This is a genomic window from Methylophaga sp. UBA3613 (assembly GCF_002375415.1).
Classification (GTDB): Bacteria; Pseudomonadota; Gammaproteobacteria; order Nitrosococcales; family Methylophagaceae; genus Methylophaga.
Genome location: NZ_DFLS01000004.1, coordinates 139,728 through 163,252 on the forward strand (window position 1 = coordinate 139,728; position 23,525 = coordinate 163,252).

26 protein-coding genes are annotated in these 23,525 nt (G+C 45.4%); 15 read left to right on the top strand and 11 right to left on the bottom strand.

The annotated features are described in order from the left end of the window. Positions 1-8 precede the first annotated feature (8 nt). The 4 genes from B3S93_RS02810 to B3S93_RS02825 are packed head-to-tail and all read left to right on the top strand — an operon-like array spanning position 9 to position 2,260. The gene (locus B3S93_RS02810) at positions 9-560 is read left to right on the top strand and encodes a chorismate--pyruvate lyase family protein (protein ID WP_292400227.1); all 552 of its coding nucleotides are present in this window, start codon (positions 9-11) and stop codon (positions 558-560) included. Continuing rightward, complete coding sequence (ubiA, locus tag B3S93_RS02815) at positions 560-1,426, top strand: 4-hydroxybenzoate octaprenyltransferase (protein WP_292400225.1); 867 nt, start codon at positions 560-562, stop codon at positions 1,424-1,426. The genes B3S93_RS02810 and ubiA overlap by 1 nt, the downstream gene beginning before the upstream one ends. A 1-nt stretch (position 1,427) precedes the next feature. Beyond that, positions 1,428-1,742: a DUF4124 domain-containing protein gene (locus B3S93_RS02820; protein ID WP_292400222.1), complete on the top strand. Its 315-nt coding sequence runs from the start codon at positions 1,428-1,430 to the stop codon at positions 1,740-1,742. Between the two features lie 29 nt (positions 1,743-1,771). Beyond that, positions 1,772-2,260 carry a thermonuclease family protein gene (locus tag B3S93_RS02825; protein WP_292400597.1) on the top strand — a complete coding sequence of 163 codons (489 nt, stop codon included), beginning with the start codon at positions 1,772-1,774 and terminating at the stop codon, positions 2,258-2,260. 4 nt (positions 2,261-2,264) lie between these two features. Here the strand turns inward: B3S93_RS02825 and B3S93_RS02830 are convergent, their stop codons facing one another. From B3S93_RS02830 to B3S93_RS02850, 5 genes are read right to left on the bottom strand one after another with little or no spacing between them, the layout of a single operon-like run. Then, positions 2,265-2,654, bottom strand: coding sequence for a CBS domain-containing protein (locus tag B3S93_RS02830; RefSeq protein ID WP_292353584.1), 390 nt, complete (start codon positions 2,652-2,654; stop codon positions 2,265-2,267). 18 nt (positions 2,655-2,672) lie between these two features. Next, positions 2,673-3,023, bottom strand: a complete 351-nt coding sequence (locus tag B3S93_RS02835) for a P-II family nitrogen regulator (RefSeq protein ID WP_292353585.1) — start codon at positions 3,021-3,023, stop codon at positions 2,673-2,675. Continuing rightward, entirely contained in the window at positions 3,020-4,510 is a 1,491-nt protein-coding gene (locus B3S93_RS02840) for a DUF1538 domain-containing protein (RefSeq protein WP_292400219.1), read from the bottom strand. The genes B3S93_RS02835 and B3S93_RS02840 overlap by 4 nt, the downstream gene beginning before the upstream one ends. 45 nt (positions 4,511-4,555) lie before the next feature. Beyond that, the gene (locus tag B3S93_RS02845; protein WP_292400216.1) at positions 4,556-5,629 is read right to left on the bottom strand and encodes a DUF484 family protein; all 1,074 of its coding nucleotides are present in this window, start codon (positions 5,627-5,629) and stop codon (positions 4,556-4,558) included. A gap of 37 nt (positions 5,630-5,666) precedes the next feature. Beyond that, complete coding sequence (locus B3S93_RS02850; protein ID WP_292400213.1) at positions 5,667-6,392, bottom strand: ComF family protein; 726 nt, start codon at positions 6,390-6,392, stop codon at positions 5,667-5,669. A gap of 33 nt (positions 6,393-6,425) precedes the next feature. Here B3S93_RS02850 and bioB point away from each other — a divergent pair, with 33 nt between their 5' ends. The 5 genes from bioB (at position 6,426) to bioD (ending at position 11,017) form a co-directional block, all read left to right on the top strand. Further along, positions 6,426-7,439 carry a biotin synthase BioB gene (gene bioB / locus B3S93_RS02855; protein WP_292353589.1) on the top strand — a complete coding sequence of 338 codons (1,014 nt, stop codon included), beginning with the start codon at positions 6,426-6,428 and terminating at the stop codon, positions 7,437-7,439. A 109-nt stretch (positions 7,440-7,548) separates the two neighbouring features. Next, positions 7,549-8,721, top strand: coding sequence for an 8-amino-7-oxononanoate synthase (gene bioF / locus B3S93_RS02860; protein WP_292400210.1), 1,173 nt, complete (start codon positions 7,549-7,551; stop codon positions 8,719-8,721). After that, the gene (gene bioH, locus B3S93_RS02865; RefSeq protein ID WP_292353591.1) at positions 8,711-9,469 is read left to right on the top strand and encodes a pimeloyl-ACP methyl ester esterase BioH; all 759 of its coding nucleotides are present in this window, start codon (positions 8,711-8,713) and stop codon (positions 9,467-9,469) included. The genes bioF and bioH overlap by 11 nt, the downstream gene beginning before the upstream one ends. Continuing rightward, positions 9,462-10,361 (top strand): malonyl-ACP O-methyltransferase BioC, encoded by a 900-nt coding sequence (gene bioC, locus B3S93_RS02870; RefSeq protein ID WP_292353592.1) that lies wholly within the window; start codon positions 9,462-9,464, stop codon positions 10,359-10,361. Before bioH ends, bioC begins: the two co-directional genes overlap by 8 nt. Then, a complete protein-coding gene (gene bioD, locus B3S93_RS02875) occupies positions 10,361-11,017 on the top strand; it encodes a dethiobiotin synthase (RefSeq protein WP_292400206.1) in 657 nt (218 codons plus the stop codon). Before bioC ends, bioD begins: the two co-directional genes overlap by 1 nt. Before the next feature lie 3 nt (positions 11,018-11,020). Here bioD and B3S93_RS02880 read toward each other — a convergent pair whose 3' ends face one another. The 3 genes from B3S93_RS02880 to B3S93_RS02890 form a co-directional block, all read right to left on the bottom strand. Beyond that, on the bottom strand, positions 11,021-11,680 hold the full coding sequence (locus B3S93_RS02880) for a glutathione S-transferase (protein ID WP_292400203.1): 660 nt from the start codon (positions 11,678-11,680) through the stop codon (positions 11,021-11,023). 86 nt (positions 11,681-11,766) lie between these two features. After that, positions 11,767-12,366 (bottom strand): PilZ domain-containing protein, encoded by a 600-nt coding sequence (locus B3S93_RS02885; RefSeq protein WP_292400200.1) that lies wholly within the window; start codon positions 12,364-12,366, stop codon positions 11,767-11,769. Between the two features lie 127 nt (positions 12,367-12,493). Continuing rightward, the gene (locus B3S93_RS02890; RefSeq protein ID WP_292353596.1) at positions 12,494-13,903 is read right to left on the bottom strand and encodes a PhoH family protein; all 1,410 of its coding nucleotides are present in this window, start codon (positions 13,901-13,903) and stop codon (positions 12,494-12,496) included. Positions 13,904-14,228: 325 nt separating this feature from the next. On the opposite strand from B3S93_RS02890, the gene B3S93_RS02895 reads away from it, so the two are divergent. After that, positions 14,229-15,116, top strand: coding sequence for a mechanosensitive ion channel domain-containing protein (locus tag B3S93_RS02895; RefSeq protein WP_292748394.1), 888 nt, complete (start codon positions 14,229-14,231; stop codon positions 15,114-15,116). A 34-nt stretch (positions 15,117-15,150) separates the two neighbouring features. Here the strand turns inward: B3S93_RS02895 and B3S93_RS02900 are convergent, their stop codons facing one another. Beyond that, the gene (locus tag B3S93_RS02900) at positions 15,151-15,408 is read right to left on the bottom strand and encodes a hypothetical protein (protein WP_292400194.1); all 258 of its coding nucleotides are present in this window, start codon (positions 15,406-15,408) and stop codon (positions 15,151-15,153) included. Between the two features lie 131 nt (positions 15,409-15,539). On the opposite strand from B3S93_RS02900, the gene B3S93_RS02905 reads away from it, so the two are divergent. From B3S93_RS02905 to B3S93_RS02915, 3 genes are all read left to right on the top strand, one after another. Beyond that, entirely contained in the window at positions 15,540-16,493 is a 954-nt protein-coding gene (locus tag B3S93_RS02905; RefSeq protein WP_292400191.1) for an arsenic resistance protein, read from the top strand. Positions 16,494-16,507: 14 nt separating this feature from the next. Continuing rightward, complete coding sequence (locus B3S93_RS02910) at positions 16,508-17,107, top strand: exopolysaccharide biosynthesis protein (RefSeq protein WP_292353600.1); 600 nt, start codon at positions 16,508-16,510, stop codon at positions 17,105-17,107. 90 nt (positions 17,108-17,197) lie between these two features. Then, positions 17,198-19,420 carry a glycosyltransferase gene (locus B3S93_RS02915; protein WP_292400188.1) on the top strand — a complete coding sequence of 741 codons (2,223 nt, stop codon included), beginning with the start codon at positions 17,198-17,200 and terminating at the stop codon, positions 19,418-19,420. Here the strand turns inward: B3S93_RS02915 and B3S93_RS02920 are convergent. Both B3S93_RS02920 and B3S93_RS02925 read right to left on the bottom strand, forming a co-directional pair. Beyond that, positions 19,417-20,100, bottom strand: coding sequence for a TVP38/TMEM64 family protein (locus B3S93_RS02920; RefSeq protein WP_292353602.1), 684 nt, complete (start codon positions 20,098-20,100; stop codon positions 19,417-19,419). The two genes, B3S93_RS02915 and B3S93_RS02920, sit on opposite strands and share 4 nt — an antisense overlap. A gap of 85 nt (positions 20,101-20,185) precedes the next feature. Further along, positions 20,186-21,250: a virginiamycin B lyase family protein gene (locus B3S93_RS02925; protein ID WP_292400185.1), complete on the bottom strand. Its 1,065-nt coding sequence runs from the start codon at positions 21,248-21,250 to the stop codon at positions 20,186-20,188. Positions 21,251-21,358: 108 nt separating this feature from the next. Here B3S93_RS02925 and B3S93_RS02930 point away from each other — a divergent pair, with 108 nt between their 5' ends. Both B3S93_RS02930 and B3S93_RS02935 read left to right on the top strand, forming a co-directional pair. After that, complete coding sequence (locus tag B3S93_RS02930; RefSeq protein ID WP_292400184.1) at positions 21,359-22,081, top strand: ZIP family metal transporter; 723 nt, start codon at positions 21,359-21,361, stop codon at positions 22,079-22,081. A 370-nt stretch (positions 22,082-22,451) separates the two neighbouring features. Further along, positions 22,452-23,306 carry a hypothetical protein gene (locus B3S93_RS02935; RefSeq protein ID WP_292353605.1) on the top strand — a complete coding sequence of 285 codons (855 nt, stop codon included), beginning with the start codon at positions 22,452-22,454 and terminating at the stop codon, positions 23,304-23,306. The last annotated feature ends 219 nt before the right edge of the window (positions 23,307-23,525 follow it).

The following is a 23,525-nucleotide window of genomic DNA, read 5'->3' on the forward strand; positions in this document are numbered from 1 at the left end:
CAGAATCAATGTTAAAAAGCCAAACACACTGGCATCCCGCGCCAACTGCAAAACTACCAGGCGAACTGGCTGGATGGTTAACGGACAAAGGATCGTTAACGCTGCGTCTGCAACAGACCAGTCAGCAGCAATTCAAAGTGGATCTGCAGCAAACCGGTTGGCAAAAACCTCTGACAGAAGAAGCTTTGAAGCTTGAACAGCCGTTATATGAACATGCCTATTGCCGAGAGGTGATATTACGCGATGGTGATCAGCCACGCGTATTTGCCCGCACCATTGTGCCGCGCGCCAGTTATCAGGCATTGCAGGCACACCTGCATATTCATCACCTGGGTAATCGCTCTCTGGGTGAAATCTTGTTTACTGACCCGGCGATTAAACGCGGCCCACTGGAAGTGGCCAGTCTGCATTCAGGACAAAGCCTGTTTGAATTGGCAAAACACAGCAGTAATGAACTCAACGATAGTTCAATAATGTGGGCAAGACGGTCATGTTTTTATTTTGCTGAGAATAGTTTACTGGTCTGTGAGATATTTTTACCGAATCAGGACTGGTCTTGATGACAAATTTAGCCACACAACTACGCCCTTACTGGCAATTAACCAGAATGAATCGGCCTATTGGCATTTTATTGTTGCTCTGGCCCACCTTGACAGCATTATGGATTGCAGCTGGCGGCTTGCCGGATATTAAGATCCTGCTGATTTTCATCGCTGGTGTTGTGCTGATGCGTGCGGCTGGCTGTGCAATTAATGATTTTGCCGACAGGCATATTGATGGTCAGGTGTGGCGTACTGAGAATCGTCCGCTGGCAACCGGTGCATTATCGGCAAAACAGGCAGTACTGACGTTTGTGGTATTAGCCTTATTCGCGTTTATGCTGGTGTTGTTGCTTAATCCTTTCACGATAGCGCTATCGCTGGTGGCGGTATTACTGGCCGCGGTCTATCCGTTTATGAAACGTTTTACCTACCTGCCGCAGCTGGTATTAGGCATGGCATTTGGCTGGGCCATTCCGATGGCATTTGCGGCCCAGACCAACGCATTGCCGGCTATTGTCTGGTGGTTGTTTGTGGCCAATATTATCTGGACAACAATGTATGACACCTTCTATGCCATGGCTGACCGTGAGGATGATCTGCAAGCAGGTGTGAAATCCACTGCCATTCTGTTTGGACAGAAAGATTTATTAATACAAGGTATGTTACAAATCGGGTATCTGTTGATCCTGTTGTTCATTGGATTGCAGTTGCAGTTTGGAATGCTGTTTTATATTGGGTTAGCAATCGCTGCGGTGTTATTTGTTTACCAGTTATGGCTTAGTAAAGATCGTGAACGCCATGCCTGTTTAAAAGCCTTTCTGAACAATAATTGGGTGGGAGCAGTTATTTTTATCAGCATCGTTTTGCATTACAGCCTGAGCTGACATGGCAAGATATTTATCTTCTGTTTTTTTACTGTTTTGGCTAATTGGTACCGTAAGCGCCACAGAAATTTATCAGTGGACAGATGACCATGGACGACAGATATTTTCTGATCAACCTGCTGATCCAGCAGCGGAAACCGTTGAGTTAACCCCCAACTCAAATCGCTATTTATTTAATGTTAAACGGGTCTATGACGGCGATACTTTGGTTTTGGAAAATAATCAGCGGGTCAGATTACTCAGTATAAATACCCCGGAAATAAGTTCTCGTTATCGCGAAGCCGAACCAGGCGCATTGAAGCGAGGGATTGGTTAAAAAAACAGTTATCAGAAAACCAGGTCTATCTGCAGTACGATACCGAAAAACGCGATCGTTATGATCGGTTGCTCGCGTATGCATGGACACCGGACGGTGACTTTATCAATGAAAAATTGTTACAAAAGGGATTGGCTGCACTGACTCTAAAGCCCCCTAATCTGCAGTATGCAGATCAATTGATTGCCGCCCAACGACAGGCAATAAAACAACAGCAGGGTATCTGGGGAGATAAACATTATCAGCCCCGCAAAGTCTCCAGTCTCACTGAAACAGCTTACCGTGGCTGGCAACGATGGCTTCTAACTGCTAAATCACGCTCACAGACCAGGGATTATTGGATATTAAAAGTTAATGACAAAGCGAGTCTGAGGATAGCGAAGCAACAGCAGGATCTGTTCCCACCATTGGAGTCGTATTTGAATAAGTCACTGGAAGTCCGTGGCTGGATGTCCAAACGAGGAGATCAATACAGTCTGTTTGTGCAGCATCCCAGCGCCATCAGGTTATTGGATTAAGTTTTTATTCTATTTCGCTTAACAATTTTTCCATGATGTCGTTCATCGCCACCATACCAACCAAATCATTGTTATGAACTACCAGGAGTCGTTTCACCCGATGCGTTGTCATCAACGTGGCAACGTGTTGAATCGCTAATTCTTCCCCAACGGCTATAACCGGTTTGGCGCAGATGTCATACACATTCAGCAAATCAATATCGCCTTCCTCAGCAATAACCGTTTTCAGAATATCCGAGTAGGTAATTAACCCAAAAGCATCGTGTTGATTCTGCTTATCCACGACCAGCGATTTTATTTTATGGCGCTTCATCAGGCTTAATGCTTCACGCATTTTGGCAAAGGGTGAAATGGTGACCACATCAGTAATCATGACATCTTTAACTAATCGCATTGGTGGCATCCTTGAGGGTTAGAAAGAATCTCGTAAATGTTGCTGGAATTGTTCAACCTGAGAGGTATCGATACCTGCCAGATGCTCCAGTGGCAGAGTAAATACCAGACCTTTGGAGTCCTGATTATCCGGCATCAGAATTTTTTGAATGGCTTTGAGCACCTGTAATGACAGGCCTTTTTCCAATACCATCAGCAACACACTTTGACTGCCATCGTAACTCAGACCAAAAAAGGTTTTTTTGACGTTATTACTGATTCCCCGGGCTGACATGACGGTTATGCCACCGGCACCGAGATCTTTGGCGGTATCAATCGCAGCCTGTTCATTTTCTTCGGGAACAATTGCAACAAGAACAGAAAACTTCATGGGTTTACCCTTTGCAATGACGTCATGAAATGCATCGTAATAGCATAGAGCATGACGGTAATGATTGGAAAGATTGAGGCAAAGGCTATTAAGCCAAAGCCATCCATCAGAATGTTTCGACCTTCAATATGGGTTGCAAGGCCGATACCCAGTGCCGTCACCAAAGGCACTGTGACTTCTGAGGTTGTCACACCACCTAAGTCATATGCCAGCGGCACAATATATTTGGGGGCGATTAAGGTGAGTACGATAACGATTAAATATCCGCCGATAATATAATGGTGAATTGAGTCGCCGGATATAATACGGTGGACGCCGATAGTGATGCCTACTGCCACACCCACTGCCACCAGAAGCCTGATGACGTTACCATTTATCCTTCCCGAAGCGGCTTCTTCTGCCTGTTGGCCGATAGCAATCAAGGCGGGTTCCGCCATGGTGGTCGCAAAACCAATCGCAAAAGCGAACAGATAGACATAGACAATATGCTGATTTTTTATCAGTTGTTCAGCCATGCTGCTACCGATGGGGAATAACCCCATTTTTAAGCCTACAACAAATGCATACAACCCGAATAACACCATGGCAAAACCTAAAATCACTTTGCGTGGGTTCGTTAACGGTCGTTTTAACACCAGATACTGGAAAAACAGGATAGTGATAATGATAGGAAGCACATCTCCCATCATCCCCAACAAATCCATCAGCATGGCCATCGGGCCAGAGATTGCTTCTTTCTGCGCAGTGTCGATACTGAGATCTGCTGCGGGAGCAGTTTCAGACCCACTGAAGACGACAATCCCATACAGCTGAACTGTTATCATCGGTACCATCACTGCCATGGCTACAATACCAAAGCCATCAATAAGTGGGTTACGGCCACGAATGGATGAGGCTAAACCAATACCTAAGGCTGCTATCAATGGAACAGTCACAATATTGGTGGTAACACCGCCTGAATCATAAGCCAGTCCGACGATTTCAGCCGGTGTGAAAAATGTGATCACCACGACAATCAGGTAACCAATAATCATGAACCAGTGTAGCGGGTAACCAAACAGGATTCGAAATACACCGAGGGCAACCACAAAGCCAACAGAAACGGCCACCAGAAAGCGTAGGATCAATGCATCGATTCGGCCTTCACTGATCTTCTGAGCTTGTTCGGCCACGGCAATTAACGCCGGTTCGGCAATCACCGCCGAAAAGCCTAATGCAAAACCAAATGCGAGCAAAATCGATAACGAACCCCGTCGAGTAAACTGATTAGAGAGACTTTTACCGACCGGAAAGATACTTAATTCAAGGCCCCGCAGAAATAGGGCGACTCCGATGGCAACGACAAACAGACCGAGACTGATGCTCAGACTGTTTTCCGGGACGCGTTGCAATACAAAAGCTTGAAAAATAACCACAACGACAACGATTGGCAGCAGGTTTTTCAACGCGTGTAAAAATGCAGCTGAAAAAGCTTTCAGTTGATTCACTGTGGCCTCTTTATCGTCGGTTAAAGGTTACGGGCTTCAGTATTTTCAGGCCTCAGCGCTGACTTTTACCTGATTGCGTCCGGATAGTTTGGCGCCATACACTGCCTGATCGGCTGATTGTAACAGACGCTTGACGGTCATTTTACTGCCTGGCTCCAGAGTAGATACACCCACCGACAGGGTAACCTGTAATGTCTTGCCTGTTGGCGAGGTGAAATGGGTTTCAGCAACAGTTTTTCGCATACGTTCTGCAATATCCGCCGCCACAGAGCGCGTCGCATCAGCCAGTAAAACCACAAATTCTTCCCCACCATAGCGTGCTAATACATCCCCTTGTCGCAAACTGTCATTGAGCAGCTGTGCAACATGTTTGAGTACCTGATCGCCTGTCTGATGGCCATGACTGTCGTTGATGCGTTTAAAGTAGTCCAGATCGACAAACAAACAGGACAAGGGGGTAGCATTGCGATTAGCGCGGCTGAATTCTTCAATGATGCGTTGATCGAAAAAGCGGCGGTTATTTACCCCGGTAAGCGGATCTCGTAAGCCAACCAGTTTCACTTCCTCATGTAGCCGGGCATTTTCGATACAGGCTGATACTACCGCCGCCAGATGTTGCAAAAACTGTGTCCCGATGTTGGATTGAAAGCGATTAGGGTTTCGGCTGCCCAGATTGAGACTGCCTATCAATTGATTTTGACGAATCAGAGGGAGTAAAGCGACGGAGCCTAATTCATTATGGGAGGGAAACAGTTGTTGGTGTTGATGAGAAGAAAATCTGGTGAGCCGGGGTATCCGTCGTAAACTGAAAAACTGTTCCAGACGTTGTACAGACTCAGTAAACAATAAATTTTTCTGCCAATGTTCGGTTTCCGATAACGAATCCAGCAGGCGTTGGAATTCATATTCCGGATCATGCAGCATCAAAGTGACTGCCGTCAGTTGAAAACGATGTTTATGTTCTTCCAGGATCAGTTTCAGTAACGGTTCTAAACCGCTGCTGTTGAGCAAGCTTAATTCATATTGCTGAAAGTTGAGCTGTTTTCGCTCATTACTTTTGGCAATACGAATCAGATCATCCAAACGATCTTGAAGCGTCGTCACGTCTTTTTGAGGCATGCAACAGCCTTGAGCACTGAAATTATGTGTGGTGGCCCTAATAATGGCGCATTGCGCGGGCAATTGTCCATACTTCTACTGTATCGACACCATTTTGCTGCAAACAGCGAGTTGCTTCTGCTGCGGTATGTCCCGTGGTATAGACATCATCTATCAATGCCACATGGTTATATGATGTTGCCATTCTTATAGCAAAAGCTTGTTTCAAATTACGTTTGCGTTGTTTGCCACTCAAGCCTGTTTGGGGAGAAGTATTGCGCTGTCGAATAAAACTGGTTTTATCCACCGCAATATCAAGCTGATGTCCCAGAGCGTCCGCTAACTGAGCGGACTGATTATATCCACGACTGCGCATGCGGCTTGGATGTAAAGGAATGGGAATCAGCACTTCGGGTAAAGCATTATTCCGTTGTCTGGTTTTATCAGCCAGCAGCCTGGCATATAGTTTGGTAAAGACCAGTTGCTGATGATATTTGAATGCAGCAATGCAATGATTGACAGGCGTTTCATAACGAAATAATGCCAGACTCAATTGCTGAGGTGGGGGTTGCTGCAGGCATTGTCCGCAAATTCCTGCCTCATTCAGTGGCAGTGCACATCGCTGACAACAATGGCCCAACCATGGCAGGTCGTTGATACAAGCTTTGCAAAGTGCATCCTGCTGACTAAACTCGCCACAGAGGAAGCAGGGAATCGGTAACAGTTTGCTGTATAATTCCGCCAAACGATGCGTCAATACGGCACTAAAGTTTCTGGCCATCATGTTATTAATCCATTAAATCTGATGAAGAAGCCCATGACTGAAAATATAGCAGAAAAGACCGCACCGCTTCGCCATGACTGGCAGCAGGCGGAAATTGAAGCCTTGTTTGATTTGCCATTTGCGGATCTGATGTACAAAGCTCAAACCATTCACCGGCAGAATTTTGATGCCAATGCTGTGCAAATCAGTACATTGTTAAGCATCAAAACGGGTGGCTGTGCTGAGGATTGTGGTTACTGTCCCCAAAGCGCACATCATCCATCGGCAGTAAAAGCTGAACCGTTAATGCCTCTGGATAAAGTACTTGAATCCGCTGCTCAGGCTAAATCCACTGGGGCCAGCCGTTTTTGTATGGGTGCCGCCTGGCGTAACCTGAAAGATCGTGATGTAGATCGTGTCGTCGCGATGATTGAAGGCGTTAAAGATATGGGGCTGGAAACCTGTGTCACGCTGGGCATGCTGGAAAATCATCAGGCCAAACGTCTGAAAGATGCCGGTCTGGATTATTACAATCATAATCTTGATACCTCTCCGGAATTCTATGGTGAAATCATCTCTACCCGTACTTATCAGGATCGTCTGGATACCTTAAGTCACGTTCGCGAAGCGGGTATTCATGTCTGCAGTGGCGGCATTGTCGGCATGGGTGAAAGCCGTAAGGATCGGGCCGGTCTGTTAATCAGTCTGGCCAATTTGCCAAGCCATCCTGAGAGCGTACCAATTAATCTATTGGTTCAAGTCGAAGGCACACCACTTGATGGCATCAACAACCTGGATCCATTTGAATTTGTTCGTACCATCGCGGTAGCGCGAATTATGATGCCACAGTCTTTTGTCAGACTTTCAGCCGGCCGTGAAAACATGACCGATGAATTACAGGCAATGAGCTTCCTGGCTGGTGCCAATTCGATTTTCTATGGTGAAAAACTGCTGACGACAGACAATCCGGATACTGACCATGATCAGCGTCTATTCAATCGTCTGGGTATTACACCGTTACAGGTCGGACAGCAACAATCGGAAGATAAACACTGTTCAGCGGCCTGAAGGTTAAATTAAAGATAATGCTCTGTGTGATGCTATCGCACAGAGCATTTCTGTTAATAAAGTCTGTCGGTTCCATCGCTCAAGATAACTGATTTCTCGAGGCGCTTTAGTGTCACAACTTCCCTGGCATTCACAACTCCAACAAACATTAACCGATCGTAAAGCCGCCGGCTTGTATCGTCGAACACGGTTGCGTGATGGTGAACAGGGCGTTGAGGTCGTGTTGGATGGTCGTAAAATGCTGTCTTTCAGCAGCAATGATTACCTGGGACTTGCTGCACATCCAGCATTAAAAAAGGCCTTTATCGACTCGCTGGATCAGGAAGGCGTCGGCAGTGGCGCAGCGCATTTACTAACCGGTCACAGCCGTTATCATCATCAGCTTGAAGAAGCCCTGGCAGAATTTACTGGCCAGCAACGCGTTCTTTTGTTTTCCACCGGTTATATGGCCAATATGGGGGTAATTGATGGACTGTTGGGTAAAACGGATGTGGTGGTACAGGATAAATTGAATCACGCCTCCTTACTGGATGGCGGTCGCCTCAGCGAAGCGCAGCAATTACGCTATCCCCATGCTGATATGGCTTTACTGCATCAACGACTACACACAGCCGCCAACTCCCGAAACAAACTGATTGTCAGTGATGGTGTGTTTAGTATGGACGGCGATGTTGCGCCATTAACAGAAATCATGGCATTGGCCGAACAGCACAAAGCTGGCGTATTAATAGATGATGCACACGGTCTTGGTGTGCTTGGTCAAAACGGCGGCGGTGTGATTGAGCATTTTGAATTAACACAGCAAAAACCGATTTTAGTCGGTACCTTTGGCAAAGCCTTTGGCACTGCAGGGGCATTTGTTGCAGCTGATGAAGTGGTGATTGAAACTCTGGTGCAACAGGCTCGCAGTTTTATCTACACCACTGCCCAGCCCCCGGCGATTGCAGCAGCAACGCTGGCAAGTTTAAAACTGGTGCAACAGGAAACCTGGCGGCGTGACAAATTACAAAAACTTATCAAACAGTTTCGTGATGGGGCGGATCAACTGGGATTACCTCTAATGCCATCGCAAACGGCGATTCAACCGCTGTTGATCGGTGATGATAAAAAAGCCCTTAAATTAGGACAGGATCTGGAACAGCACGGCATTCTAGTCGGCATTATTCGGCCACCGACTGTGCCGAAAAATACCGCCAGATTACGTATTACGCTTTCTACAGCTCACGATGCCGAACATATAAATAAATTGCTTGGTGCTCTGGAGGCCAGTTATGGACATTAAACAAATGGGCCAGGGACCTGATTTGGTTTTACTGCATGGCTGGAGCATGCATAGTGGCGTCTGGCAGCCGCTGGCTGAATTACTGGCGGAAAAATTCACCTTACACCTTGTTGATTTACCAGGACATGGTACTTCTGAATGGCATTCCGACGCACTGCAGATCAACAATATCCTGGATGAATTAGAACGCAATGTTCCAGAAACTGCTTTTTGGCTGGGCTGGTCGTTGGGTGGTCAATTAAGTCTGGCATTTGCCGCAAGGTTTCCCCAGCGGGTCAGCAAACTTATCCTGATGGCGGCAAATCCGAAATTTGTGACGGCGGATGATTGGTCAGAGGCGATGGATGAAGCTGTGTTTTCGGTATTTTCTGGTCAACTTGATCAAAATCAACGGGAAACCCTGAAACGCTTTGTGATGTTACAGGCCCGTGGGGCGGAAGGCAGTCGGGAAACTATTCAGCTACTGGCTGAACAAACTGCGGATAATGTGGCGCATCCCGAGGCGTTAAAGGCTGGACTGGAATTACTGGAAATCCTTGATTTACGTCTGGCGCTCAGTCAATTGAGCCAGCCGGTACAGTGCATTCTTGGGGAGCGTGATCAACTGGTCCCCATTTCACTGGCTGAACGTTTGTCAGAGTTAAATTCCAATATCGTGATTGAACGTATTGCCGGTGCAGGTCATGCGCCTTTTATCTCGCAACCACAACTTTGTGCGAACCACATATACGGATTTCTGCATGACTGACCAGGCATCAGGACCGGAAAAAAATCGTGTAGCACGCAGCTTTGGCAAAGCCGCCGTCAGTTATGATGATGTGGCGATATTGCAGCGCGATACCGCAGATGAAATGCTGGAGCGTCTGGATCTGGTCAAAATCAATCCACAGCATATTCTGGACTTGGGAACCGGCACAGGACGCAATCTGCATTTGCTGCAGCAGCGGTATCCGGCTGCCCGGCAAGTGGCAGTTGATATTGCACCGGCGATGCTTAACCAGGCCAGACAGCGTTATCTTAAAGATCAAGGTTTACGTCGCTGGTTACCGGGGCAAAAATCACCTTTATTTATTGCCGGTGATGCTGAGCAATTACCCTTGGCCGATAATAGCGTGGATTTAGTGTATGCCAACCTTGCTTTGCAATGGTGTGATCTGACATCAGTATTCGCAGAGATACAACGCGTTTTGCGCCCCGGTGGTTTACTGATGTTCAGTACGCTGGGACCTGATACCTTGCAGGAGCTACGTCAAAGTTGGGCGGCAGTAGATAATTATCCGCATATCAATGTATTTCTGGATATGCATGATGTGGCGGAAGCCATGTTTACGGCCGGGCTTGCTGATCCGGTTTTGGATAGTGATCGGCATACATTGCAATATCCCGATCTGGTCAGCATGATGCGTGATCTGCAGCAATTGGGAGCGCGCAATGTCAATCATGGACGGCGCCGTGGCTTAACGGGTAAAAACACTTTGAAAAAAGTAACCCATGCCAGTGAACAATTCCGGATCAATGGGCAACTTCCAGCCACTTATGAAGTAATATACGGACATGCCTGGGCAGGGGAGAATTCACTGCAGATGACCGAAGATGGCTGTGTGGCAGTCAGTCTCGACCAATTGAGAAGCAAGCTCTGATGGCTCAGCATATATTTGTTACCGGCACCGATACCGAAGTCGGTAAAACCCGTATCAGTGTCGGACTGATCAAAGTTTTACAACAGCAGGGCCTGAGAGTCGCGGCAATGAAACCGGTCGCCAGTGGCTGTGAGTGGCGGGATGGGCAATTGCAAAATGAGGATGCACTGGCCCTCAGCCAGCAGGCAGATATCAAGTTACCGTATTCGCAGGTCAATCCTTATGCCTTTGAACCGGCGATTGCCCCACATCTTGCAGCGGAACAGGTAGGCGAAACCATTTCACTGACGGTTATTGAAAGCCAATTTGCTGCGATGCGGTTACAGGCAGATGCCGTCGTGGTCGAAGGGGCAGGTGGCTGGCTGGTGCCATTAAATGATCAGCAAACAATTGCCGATTTGGCGAAAGCATTGAAATTACCAGTAGTGCTGGTGGTGGCGATAAAGCTGGGCTGCATTAACCATGCTCTGCTGACGGTTCAGGCGATTGCCGACTCCGGTCTCAATCTGGTGGGTTGGGTCGCCAATGATTTTCTTGATGATTCACAGTCAACCGCGATTATCCAAAGTCTGAAGCAACGTATCACGGCGCCCTGTCTGGGGATTGTGCCCAGACTAGCCCAAGATGAAGATGCCAGCGCATATCTGACTTTATAACGTTTATTGTTGCTGCGTTACCGGGAAAACAGTGATTTCATCTCCTGTCTGCCATTGCGGATATTTATGCATCACTAGCTTGAACAGGTCGGACTGAAGAAAGCCATTCAGCCAGTTCTGCAGTTTTGGATAATTCGCATGGCTAAACCATTCCCAATCCACCAGAGCAAATTGTCTGATAAAAGGCAACAGAGCAAAATCTACTAACGTAAGAGAATCAGTCATTAAGCCGGTTTGCTGGTGGAGACGCTTTTCCAGTTTGGCTAAAAACTGTTCGCCTTGTTCGCGGTAGTAACGCTCACTATGTTCTGGATAACGATCGGCGTATTTGTAGCGATCCAGCATCTGTTTGAAACTGACGTCATTTTCTTCAATTAACATTAACGCTTCCTTACGTTGCTGTTCATCCAAAGATTGCCATATGGCATGATGTGCAGCAGCCCAAAGCATAATGTCGAGACTTTCCTCTATGACATTATTATTGCTGTCCAACAGTACCGGCACCGTGGCTTTTGGTGAGATTTCCAGCAATTCAGCTGGTTTATCTTTTAATACGACTTCCCGTATTTCTACTTCACAACCGGCAATGGCAATGGCCAGACGCGCACGCATTGCGTACGGGCAACGGCGAAAACTATAGAGAATTGGGCGTTTGATTGACATATCACGCTCTTGCTAAATTGGGCTGCCTGTTAGGCAGTCATCAGGCAGGCGGTGCGTTGTACAAGATATTTGCGTGAACAGTAACGCTAAGCTTGTTTGCTGTTCCGCAGTTCTTCTGCCTGACGGTTTAACGTATGTTTGACCAGAATGTTGCGATCGGTTTCACTCATATGGGTAAAGGCTACCCGCAGATAAAAACTTTTCCCGCCAGTACTTTCAATCATTTGATCACAGCCAATGACTTTGGCAATTGCCCGGATATGCAAACCACCAGGTAATAGTTGCATTCTGATTTCGAGTGGTGACCGGGCTTCAAATACGGTATCGGTCATCAAAGCCAGTCCGCCTGCACTGAGATTCACTTCATTGGCGGTTTCCGGGTTTAGCGGTGTGTGTAATAACTGGACATTCTGAGCCAGCAGATTCACCTTATCATCAAGCATCCGCAGGGCTCTGGCGATATCTCTGTCAGAATGACCGATTTGATCGGTCAGGTGATTAAAACTTTTCTGGATGGTTGAAAGTTGCTGTGTCAACTGTCCGGCCTCAGGTGTGGCATCAATAATAGACTGACCAATGTGTTCTGCTTCTGCTTCAGTTAATGGAATGAGGGACAGGACAAGTCGATCATTAATGCGGAAAAATGCGCGACGATCGGCGCCTGTAGCGGTGGTTTCGTTCATCATTTGCTTTCCTGTCTGCCCATGATTCATTTAATGAATCACTGCCATTAAAAGTCGAATCAGTTTAAAACATGTACGGCACAGAAAGCATATTTTCTCTGTGCCGTACATGTCACTTTTGTTAAACAGATTACAAGTTTTCTGAAGCAAAGTCAGCCAGACGTGATCGTTCCCCTCTCAACAGGGTGATATGCCCGCTATGTGGCCAGTTTTTAAAATGATCCACCACATAAGTCAGGCCCGAAGTGGTCTCACTCAAATATGGCGTATCAATTTGCGAAATATTACCCAGGCAGACAATCTTGGTGCCTGGACCCGCCCTGGTAATCAGGGTTTTCATTTGTTTCGAGGTCAGATTCTGCGCTTCATCAATAATGATAAAGCGATTGAGGAAAGTACGGCCACGCATAAAGTTCAATGAGCGAATTTTAATCCAGCGCTGCAGTAAATCATTTGTTGCCTGACGACCCCAGTCGCCACCATCAGTTTTGTTGAGCACTTCCAGGTTATCCATTAATGCGCCCATCCATGGTGTCATTTTTTCTTCTTCAGTACCGGGCAGAAAGCCGATATCTTCACCCACTGGCACCGTGACCCGGGTCATGATGATCTCACCATAACGTTTGTGTTCGATGCATTGGGTTAACGCAGCGGCCAGCGTCAGCAGGGTTTTACCGGTACCGGCCTGACCCAGCAGGGTGACAAAATCGATTTCCGGATCCATTAACAGATTCAAGGCGAAATTCTGTTCGCGGTTGCGAGCGGTAATGCCCCAGACCGAATGATTTTCCCGGCGATAATCATGGATTAATTCGATATCGGCGGTGGTTTCATTGTTATTACGCACTACTGCTTCAATCGCTCGTTCTTCACCGGGTGAATAAATCAATTGGTTGGGGTACCAGTCTTTGACGACTTCGCCTTCCACTTGATAGAAAGTACGGCCATCTTCCGTCCATGATTCGAGGCGGTTCAGGTCTTCCCAGAAGTCGGCTTTAAGTTCGCTGGACCCGCGATATAACAGATCCACATCATCCAGCACTTTATCGTTGTAATAATCTTCGGCGCAAATACCTAATACCGTGGCTTTGATACGCAGATTAATATCTTTGGAAACCAGAATAACGTTGGTATCAACCTGAGCCTGTTGCAGATTGATTGCAACAGCCAGAATGGCATTATCAGCGATTTGGCCGGGTAACTCTTTAGGTAACTCGCCGGACATTTGTCGGGTCTGGAAAAACAAGCGGCCACTGGCCTGAGGCACATCACTATTGGTTACACTGGGTAACGGAATGCCCAGATTTATGGCATCGTTGTCTGCGGCCTGTTCCAGTAGATCATCCAGAAAACGACTGACCTGGCGTACATTGCGTGATACCTCGGATAGACCTTTTTTACCTCTGTCGAGCTCTTCGAGCACCACCATTGGCAGAAAAATATCATGTTCATCAAAACGGAAGAGAGCAGTGGGGTCGTGCATCAGCACATTGGTATCAAGTACAAACAGACGTTTTGTCGCGTCGGGTCGTTTAATCATTCGGAAGAGATCCTCTTGTTATAGTGACGTACCTGCATTTGATTATGATCGAAGAATACGCATCTGCAAAGAGGCTCCAGAGGGTTTTCTACAGGGAAACTAAATAGGTTATTGAAACCACTGTAAATAATGCTTTGTAATGGAGGTATTGCGAATGATTTTGCTAAAAGTGATTGAGCTTCAGCAAGGGATGAACAATTTGTCTGGCGACATTAGTTGTCGACCCAATGTAAACTCATTATTGAGAGGTCTAATTTTTATCGATAATGTAAATTACAGCAAATCAAGTTATAACGCATCCCGCCAACTGAAACAGGCTATTTGAATGAACGAAAAACTTGGAATTTCACAGGAAACCTTTGCGTTTTTTTTGCCAATCATCAGTTTGTTTGGCAGCACTGTTATCCTGTTGCTGGTGGTGCTGGCTTTAAACTCCCTTGCGTCGCGCTTTATTCGCCGGACGGTTAATTCATCCGAATTACGCCGAAAATGGCTGGTGCAGACCCGCAATGGCATTATTCTCATCTTCATTCTGGGATTGATCTTAATCTGGGGAGAAGAGCTCAGAACCCTGGCGTTATCCGTTGTAGCGATTGCCGTGGCATTTGTGGTGGCGACTAAAGAACTGATCCTTTGTGTGACAGGATCACTACTGAAAACCGGTGCAGGCTCTTTTGATATTGGTGACAGGATTCAAATCAGGGATTTTCGTGGTGATGTTATCGATCAAACCTTGTTGGCCACGACTATACTGGAGGTTGGCCCCGGTAAATTGACCCATCAACGCACCGGGCGTATGGCGGTAATTCCCAATGCTTTATTTGTCTCAGAACCCGTTATCAATGAAAGCTATACCCGACAATACGTTTTGCATGTATTCACGGTGCCGTTTAAAAGAACGGATAAGTGGCAGGCTGCTCAGCAAGCTTTATTGGTAGCTGCTTCCAAGCACTGTCTGCCCTATCTTGAGAATGCCCGGTTATATATGCAGAGACTCAGTGATGAACGGGGACTGGATGCAAGTTCAGTGGATCCCCGCGTTACCATTCAAGTCCCAACCGCGGCGGAGATTCATCTGGTGGTACGTTTTCCGGTGAGAGCGTCGCAACGCAGTTATATCGAACAGTTGATTCTTTCAGAGGTATTTACGGAAGATTATTCCGGTAAAGGTAAAAGCACTGACGAAGAGGAAGCAGAGAAAGAGGAAAATTAATTTTCCTCCAGATCGCAGCTAATAGCTGACACAACTATTCTTCATACTTTGGTTTATCCGTGTTGTCGTCTTCGTCATTTCTTCTTTCATCATTGACAAGATCATCGGTGATAGCCGACCCCGCCCCTGATTGATCGCCGGTTTGAGATTCTTCAATAGTGACGGATTCTTTACCGTTTTCACTGTCGATGATGACTTGTTTGCCTTCACCATCATCCTCAGCCAACGCCATGGTCATAAAACCTGACGAAAGTACGATGGCAATAATGGGTTTAGTAAAAAAATTTTGCATAAAGTGGATCCTTGTTCGAAGGAAAAGATCTGATTAACGTGCTGGCTTGCTATTTTATTAGCACTATTAGTAAATGATAAAGCTTCATGATGCGTTAACTTCAGTTAATCGACTTTGGGGAAATCTCAGCTTTGACTCGGCTACAGTTAGAAAAAAATCAGCTGTTCATTTATCTGGTGGCGATATCACTGGGCTTGATATCAGGTGTAATGTATCCGCATCTAAGCAGCTATGTCGAGGTTTTAGTCTGGCCATTATTAGGGTTGCTGTTATTTTCAACTTTTACCCAGGTATCGTTAACGCATCTGCGTGAGACATCCTTCAATTCCCGGTTTTTGATTGCAGCCATAGTGGGTAATTTTTTGTTCATTCCAGTTGTTGTGGCTGGTTTGTTGATGTTGGCTCCAGATGATCCGGCGGTACGGCTGGGAATTTTGCTAGTGTTATTAGTGCCCTGTACCGACTGGTTTATTACCTTTACTCAGCTTGCTGGCGGAGATACCCGGCAGGCCATCACTTTCGCGCCGATTAGCTTGTTGTTGCAAGTTATATTGTTACCATTTTATCTGTATGTTTTTCTGGGCAATGAATTCACTGTCAGTCTGGCGCACAGTGAGATGCTATGGGTTTTTATCGGCTTAATTGTCGTGCCATTGATATTGGCCTGGGCAACACAGAAATTTGCCGAACAGCATCCATCAGGCGAGCAGTTCATAAACTATCTGGCATGGTTCCCCGTCACCGTCCTGGCATTGGTTATGTTTATTATCGCCAGCTCACAAGTGGCAATTGTTCTGGGTTCGTTAGCGCTGCTGCCCGGTTTGTTGCTGGTGTTTGTATTATTTCTGCTGATTGTCGCTCTGATGGCCAGAGTTTTATCGAGGTTATTACATCTGTCATCTGCACAGGGTAGAGTGTTGGCATTTAGTTTTGGAACCCGCAATTCATTTGTCATGCTGCCATTGGCTTTGGCTTTACCAGCGAATTACGAGCTAGCAGTGGTGGTAATTGTGTTTCAGTCACTGGTCGAGTTGATTGGCATGATGGTGTTTTTATGGTGGGTACCGAAGCAGCTTTTTCCTTAGACAGGTAAATATCAATGGCTAAGCATCAACAACTAACCAATCTTGAGCAATTGTTTGATTGCATTGGGGAAGCTGCTGAGCAAAAACGCAATGAAAAGGTTTCCATCGATAGCATTATGGATATGATTGGCCGCCGTTCATTTGGACCGTTATTGCTGTTGGCAGGCCTGATTATATTGGCACCAGTGATAGGGGATATTCCGGGTGTTCCTACTATTATGGGGTTGTTTATTTTATTAGTTGCTGTTCAGTTAGTTATTGGTCAGGAACATTTCTGGTTGCCCAAATGGCTATTACAACGCGCTGTACCCAGTGAAAAATTACTCAAAGCGGTTGAGTGGTTACGTAAACCTGCACACTTTATCGATAAACTGATTCGCCCAAGATTATTGATCTTCGTCAATGGAACAGCCAAATATGTCATTGCCATTGTCTGTATTTTCATCGCATTGATGTTACCGTTTATGGAGGTCGTACCTTTCAGCGCCAATGCAGGAGGTCTTGCAATAGTGGCATTTGGTCTGGCACTGATTGCCAGCGATGGGTTGCTATCGTTATTTTCGTTTATTCTGACTGGTCTGACGGCATGGCTTATCATCGCTAATCTGTTTTGAGTTGGACAGATAAGATTTTTGACTGCTCATTTTGCTTTAGCGAGACAAATTTTCCTTGATAGCTGTATTACATGAAGGTTTGAGCTAAAGATGCAGCGACGCACAAAATTACGAATTATCTATTATCTCAATGTGGCTTTGATTCTGCTGCTGGTGGGCTATCAGTTTTATTTGCATCTATCTGAAACAGACTTTAAATCGCTCCATTCCGAGCAAGTCAGCAGAATTAAAACTATTGCTCAACAGGAGCAGTTTAATTTTGCAGTGGTGGGGAACATCAATAATTCGACGCATATTTTTCAAAAACAACTCATTCCTTTGATCAATGCTTCTGATAACCGCTTTCTAATTTCTGCCGGAAATGCCGTCAGTAGTGGGGCAGAAGAAAATTATCGTTCATTGTTCAAACTGCTACATGAACTGGATATTCCCTGGCTGCTTACATACGGAGAAAATGAGGAAAGTGATTTTGGTGATGTCAGGTTTTATAAACATTTAGGGCCACATTTCTTTTCATTTATTGCTGGTGAAAATCATTTCTTATTTGTTGATAACACCGGAAATTCACCTTTGCAATGGCAGCTGGATTGGCTGGATCGGGAACTGGAATCATCTAAACAAGCTAACCGATTTGTGTTTATCGGTCTGCCACTGCATCAGGCTTTGGAGGAAACTCCAGCTTTTGAATCAGAAAATTACTTTGGTGATAGCATTGTCCGTAAAGCATTCATAGAACTTTTCGAGCGACATAAAGTTGATGTGGTGTTTTCAGCCAATTTGTCACTGTTTCATCAACAGCTGAAAAATGGCGTGCGTTATGTCACAACAGGGGGGGCAGGCGGTTTGATAGTAAATGATGAAGACAGCTTTCATCATTACGTTCAAGTGACTGTAAATGGTGATGAGATTGGCATAAGTCCAGTAAGGTTGGATATCAGTAGCTATTCAATACTTAACACGCTGGACAGCGTTTGGTCAGCGATTTATACATTTATTTATGTAAGCTTTGGTCGGTTTTTGTTTGTAGTAAGCCTGATGGTGTTGATTGGGTTGAAACTGCGCGAATTTATTTATCAAGAACGTGATTACTACACCCAATTTAATATTGATGACAGTGCCTATCGCGATAAACCAAAACGTATTGTCATGTTTACGAATAACTATTTTCCGTTTATTTCTGGAGTCACGATGTCGATCGAACGTCTGGCTCGCGGTTTGACAATGCTGCATCACACGGTCCAGGTTTTTGCCCCGGATTATGAGGCAGTTACTGAATTACAGCCTGAATGTGAACGTGTTAAAACCCTTCTAGCATTCGGTCATAAGCGTGAATTTCGTTTAACGAATCCTTTACAGTTTTCTATTCGCAAGCGTTTTAGAGAATTTAAACCAGATCTGGTGCATTTGCATCACCCATTCTGGCTGGGATCGGTGGGGCATTGGTTGGCAAAGCGACACAATTTACCTACTGTCTACACTTATCACACTCGTTTGGAAATGTACGCCCATTATGTGCCTTTGCCAGGGGTGTTTTTTCGAAATGTTATCTCCCATGCCATGATCAGACGTTTCTGCAATCGTTGTGACGGGGTAATTGTACCCACCTTTTCCACAGAAGAATATTTACGTCTGATTGGAGTGAAATCAAGGATATGTGTCCAGCCTACTGGAGTGGATTTTGACAGATTTAATCAACCACATGCTATCGGTTCTGAGAGTTTGCGAAAAAATCTGGGATTACAGCACGATGATATTGTCCTCCTCAGTGTGTCAAGGTTGGGCAGGGAAAAAAATATCAAATTTTTACTGGATGCACTGGAAACCTTACCAAGATTTATTCAGCAAGAGGTCAAATTGATCCTGGTTGGAGAAGGTGATGATCGAGAGTATCTAGAAAATCGTATTGTACACAAAGCCTTGTCAGGAAAAGTGCAACTTATAGGTGAAATTAATCCTGATAATATTCCTGCTTACTATCAGATGGCGGATATTTTTGTGTTCGCATCAAAATCTGAAACCCAGGGAATGGTTATATTGGAAGCCATGTCGGCAGGGTTACCGGTTGTGGCGATTCGTTCCAGTGGTATTGATGATGTGATTGAACATGGTAAAACCGGGTATAAAACATTGGATGATGTGGAGGTATGGACTAAGAAACTTGCAGATTTAATTAGGGATACAGCTCTGCGTGAACAGTTTTCTCACAATGCGATCATTTTCGCCAAACAACACGATATCGGCGAATATGCTGAAAAAATCGATTTGTTTTACAGCGAAATTTTAGCTACGCATGCCCAGCAAGAACGAAACTAATCATCAACATGTTCTTTTTTCTTTACCCAACGAATAATTGCCATCAACACACTAATTAAGGTCACAGCAATGACAAGTTCGCCCCAAAATTGTTGGTTATCGGTAGCCGAAACAATTTTATTTAATTGTCCCCCCAGAAGGGTGACTACTATGAGACCAGGGATGATGCCAATCGCAGAACCAATCATATAGCGAGAAAATTTTAGCTGGAATGCTCCAGCCATCATATTAGTCATGGTAAACGGCGCGATAGGTAGTAAATTAATAACCACCATGCTATGAACACTATTTTCCTGCATAAACCGACTTACAACACGCAGGTAATGGCTGCTATGTTTTTCAATGGTGCTGCGTCCTAGCACATGACCAATCCAATAACTCAATGCAGAGGAACATAAAGTCGCTACTGTTGCGTAAAAAATCGCCCACCAAGGACTGAACAAAAAACCAGTCACAACGACCAGTATGGTTAACGGGAACATGACCGTCAGTAGTAATAAATAACTTAGAAGAATGGCTGGAAATAACCAAGGGGCGTGTTTGATTTGGGCTACATGAGTTAATAGCTTTTCGATTCTTGAAGTGGTGATAAAACCGCTCTCAATTAAGTAGCGCCAGGACAAAGCTAACATTATCATTAGGCCTGCAAATAGCAAAAGCTGAATCACTGGACGAGGCACGTTGGTTCCTTACTTTTTATCGAATTAAAGTATTAAGTTTTGATATTGAAATGGTCTTAGGTCTTGGTAGTAATGCATTTCAGCTTTAGTCTGGAACTACTGCTCGGCCAATGGTATTGGCGTCAGTGCCAAACCATAAGGCGTTGGTATCATCATCGAACACCATATTTCTGACTGTTAATCCACCAGATGGTACTTTATCTATTGCAATAAATTGTTCTTTTTTGCTATCAAAACCGATAAAGCGATTTGGCTGCAAACCTGTTTCGACATACCAGATACGATCCTGACTATCGACAGCCATGGCATATAACCCAGCGGCTTCGCCACCCGGCGTCTGCCATTGCTGCATGGATTTATCCTGCGGATTATAAACACCGAGATAGCCCATACCTGCATCTACCCACCAGACCCGGTTATCTGACGTCAGTCCGATCCTGCGAATAATGCTTTCTTCGTGTGGAGTGGAGATGATTTCCAATTGCATTGAATCTGGATCAATTGTGCCAATCGCGTTGCTGCCCATAAAGGCAATCCAGGGACGATCCTGATTATCGACCACCAGTCCATAAGGACGCATGTGGTTCCCTGGTACCTCAACGATTTGCACTTCACCCGAATCAGTAGCCAATTTTCCAATAAAACCGGCTTTTCCCGAACGCTGTACGGTGAACCAGATATTTCCGTCCGATGTCCAGGCCATTGTATGAGGATCATTGACGCCCTCGGGCATCTCAAAACGAGTCACATTGCTAGTTTCAGGATCAAGGCGGCCAATATGTTGGTCTTTATTACCTGCATACCATGGATAACCCTCGTCATCGACAATGACTGTATGTGGGCCGGCTTCGGGAATAGCATAACGTTGCATATCGCCTGACTGGGGATCCAGCCTCGCAATATAATCTCCTACCTGACCTACAAACCAGACCTGACCATCCGGACTGATATAGGGATCACGAGGTCGGCTGTTTTGCCATTCGACTTTCCATTCGGTGAAATCCAGAGAGACCATTTTGTCAGGACTCGCCTTGTTTTCACTTTTAGATTTATCAGCTGTAGCGTGACTGATGAACAGCATGCAGCTGAAGACGAATTGGCAACTGGTCTGAATAAAATGTTTAGCAGAGAACGTTTTAGTACTTGTCATATTTACCCTACAGGGTTGCTTTTGGGAATCAGTAAGGTGTTGACTATAGAGAAACCCAAAAGTGCTGATGAACTAAAGATAAACAGTCCCTAGAAGAAAGAGGAAAAAATGGATAGTGAATCCGTGTTGAAAATTATTTTACTGACAACCGCTGCAGGAATTTGTATTCCGATAGGTGGCTGGGTTGCCTCATTTGAGCGGGTGCATTCTCAGTGGTTGGAAAGAGAATTAAGACATTTCATCATTGCTTTCGGTGGTGGGATTTTATTGGGCGCAGTAACGATAGTGCTGGTCCCGGAAGGTATCAATAATATGCATGACTCGCTCTGGAGTATTCCGGTTATTTTGTCAGGTGGCCTGATTTTTTTCGGTGTGGAACGGTTAATGGGAAGCCATAATAACGAATCTCCTCAACTTATGGGCATGATATTGGATTACATTCCTGAGGCTATCGCGCTGGGAGGTTTGATGGCCTTAAATCCTGCCTCCGGGCCTTTGCTGGCATTATTGATCGGGTTACAAAATTTACCTGAAGGGTTTAATGCCTACCGAGAACTAAAACACCACAATAAACACGATAACGTACTGCTCAAAATGGCAGGATTAGTAATACTTGGCCCGATTGCTGGGTTGGTAGGATATTGGTTTTTATCAGAACATCAATCGTTACTGGGGGCCATTATGTTGTTTGCCTCAGGTGGGATTTTATATCTCATTTTTCAGGATATTGCCCCCCAGTCGAAATTGGAAAAGCACTGGGCTCCACCGTTAGGGGCGGTATTGGGTTTTTGTCTAGCCTTGTTTGGACATTTACTGATGGCAACGCATTAAGTAATTACATTCAATTTGCTTCTCAATCAAAAATAGCAAGTGACTATTTGTTCAAACTTTAACCTATGTAATATCAGTTGGCAGATTAGCTTGCTACCTTAAACTCACTAGTGTCATAAACAGTCATTTCAACGTAGGCACTACGGTGTTTTTTTCCATGTTGGTACATGGCGAGAAGTATCCGTTGGGATTCTGATTTATTCATCAGTGGCTGTTGATCTTTCATAGCCGCCTCTGAAAGATCAACAGCCCCTAGGCCGGGATTAAATCCGGCCACATACTTAAACGATATTTCCCTGGTAGTCATACCAAAATACTTTACTTACAAAAAACAAATCCGGATTTGAAAGCTAATTATAAGGAACGCAATATGGAAACTCTCTCAGCAAATAATAGCAGCGTGTCATGGGCAGCCATTTTCGCTGGTGCTGTCAGTGCAGCGGCCATGACGTTAATCATGTTAATACTTGGTTTCGGTCTGGGCTTTTCAGTTATTTCACCTTGGCAGAATGAAGGCGTCACAATGGAAACCATTGGATGGTCGACCATAACCTGGTTAACCATCACACAAATTGTGGCAGCAGGTTTAGGTGGCTATATCGCTGGACGACTCCGAACCCGATGGACTGATATCAATATTGATGAAATTTATTTTCGTGATACCGCGCACGGCCTGATCAGTTGGGCTGTGGCAACGCTGTTGGTCGCACTTTTAATTCTCTCAAGTGTGGGTGCTGTTATCAGTGGTACAACCAAGGCAGGTGCTTCTCTGGTACAAGGCGCATCTTCAGTAACCCCTGCCATTAGTGAAGCGGCATCTGAATCCTCTGATTATTTTACCGATGCACTATTACGTACAGCGCCAGGGACTGAAATTGCTCAACGTGCTGATGGCAATGTTCGTGATGAATTATCCACCATATTGGTTCAAGCCTTGCGTGACGGCGAGCTAAACGAAGACGATAAACAATATGTCGTTGGATTGGTGGCGAACTATACCGAATTAGATGAATCCGAAGCAGAGCAACGTGTTGATAATGTCATCGAACGTGCAGAGCAAGCGTTAGCGGATGCTGAGCAGACTGCTCGTGAAGCAGCCGATACTGCTTTGGAAGGCGCTACCTTCGCATCATTATGGATATTTGTCGCGTTATTGATTGGCGCATATATCGCCAGCTTTATGGCGACAGTTGGTGGTCGCCAACGCGATTCCATCATTCATTAATTGTAGTGGCATGATGACAAATATTGTTAAGGAGAAATAACATGCGATCCATTCTTTTATGGTTTTTAGGTGTGCCAATTCCCATCATTATTTTATTGGCGATCCTGCTTTAAATTTAACAGCAAAAAAGTTAGCGGAGTCGCTAATACGACTCTGCTAACAGTGCTAAATGAACAAGGTTTATCGCCGATGCAAGCCGCAGGTGTTTGCTATTGAGCT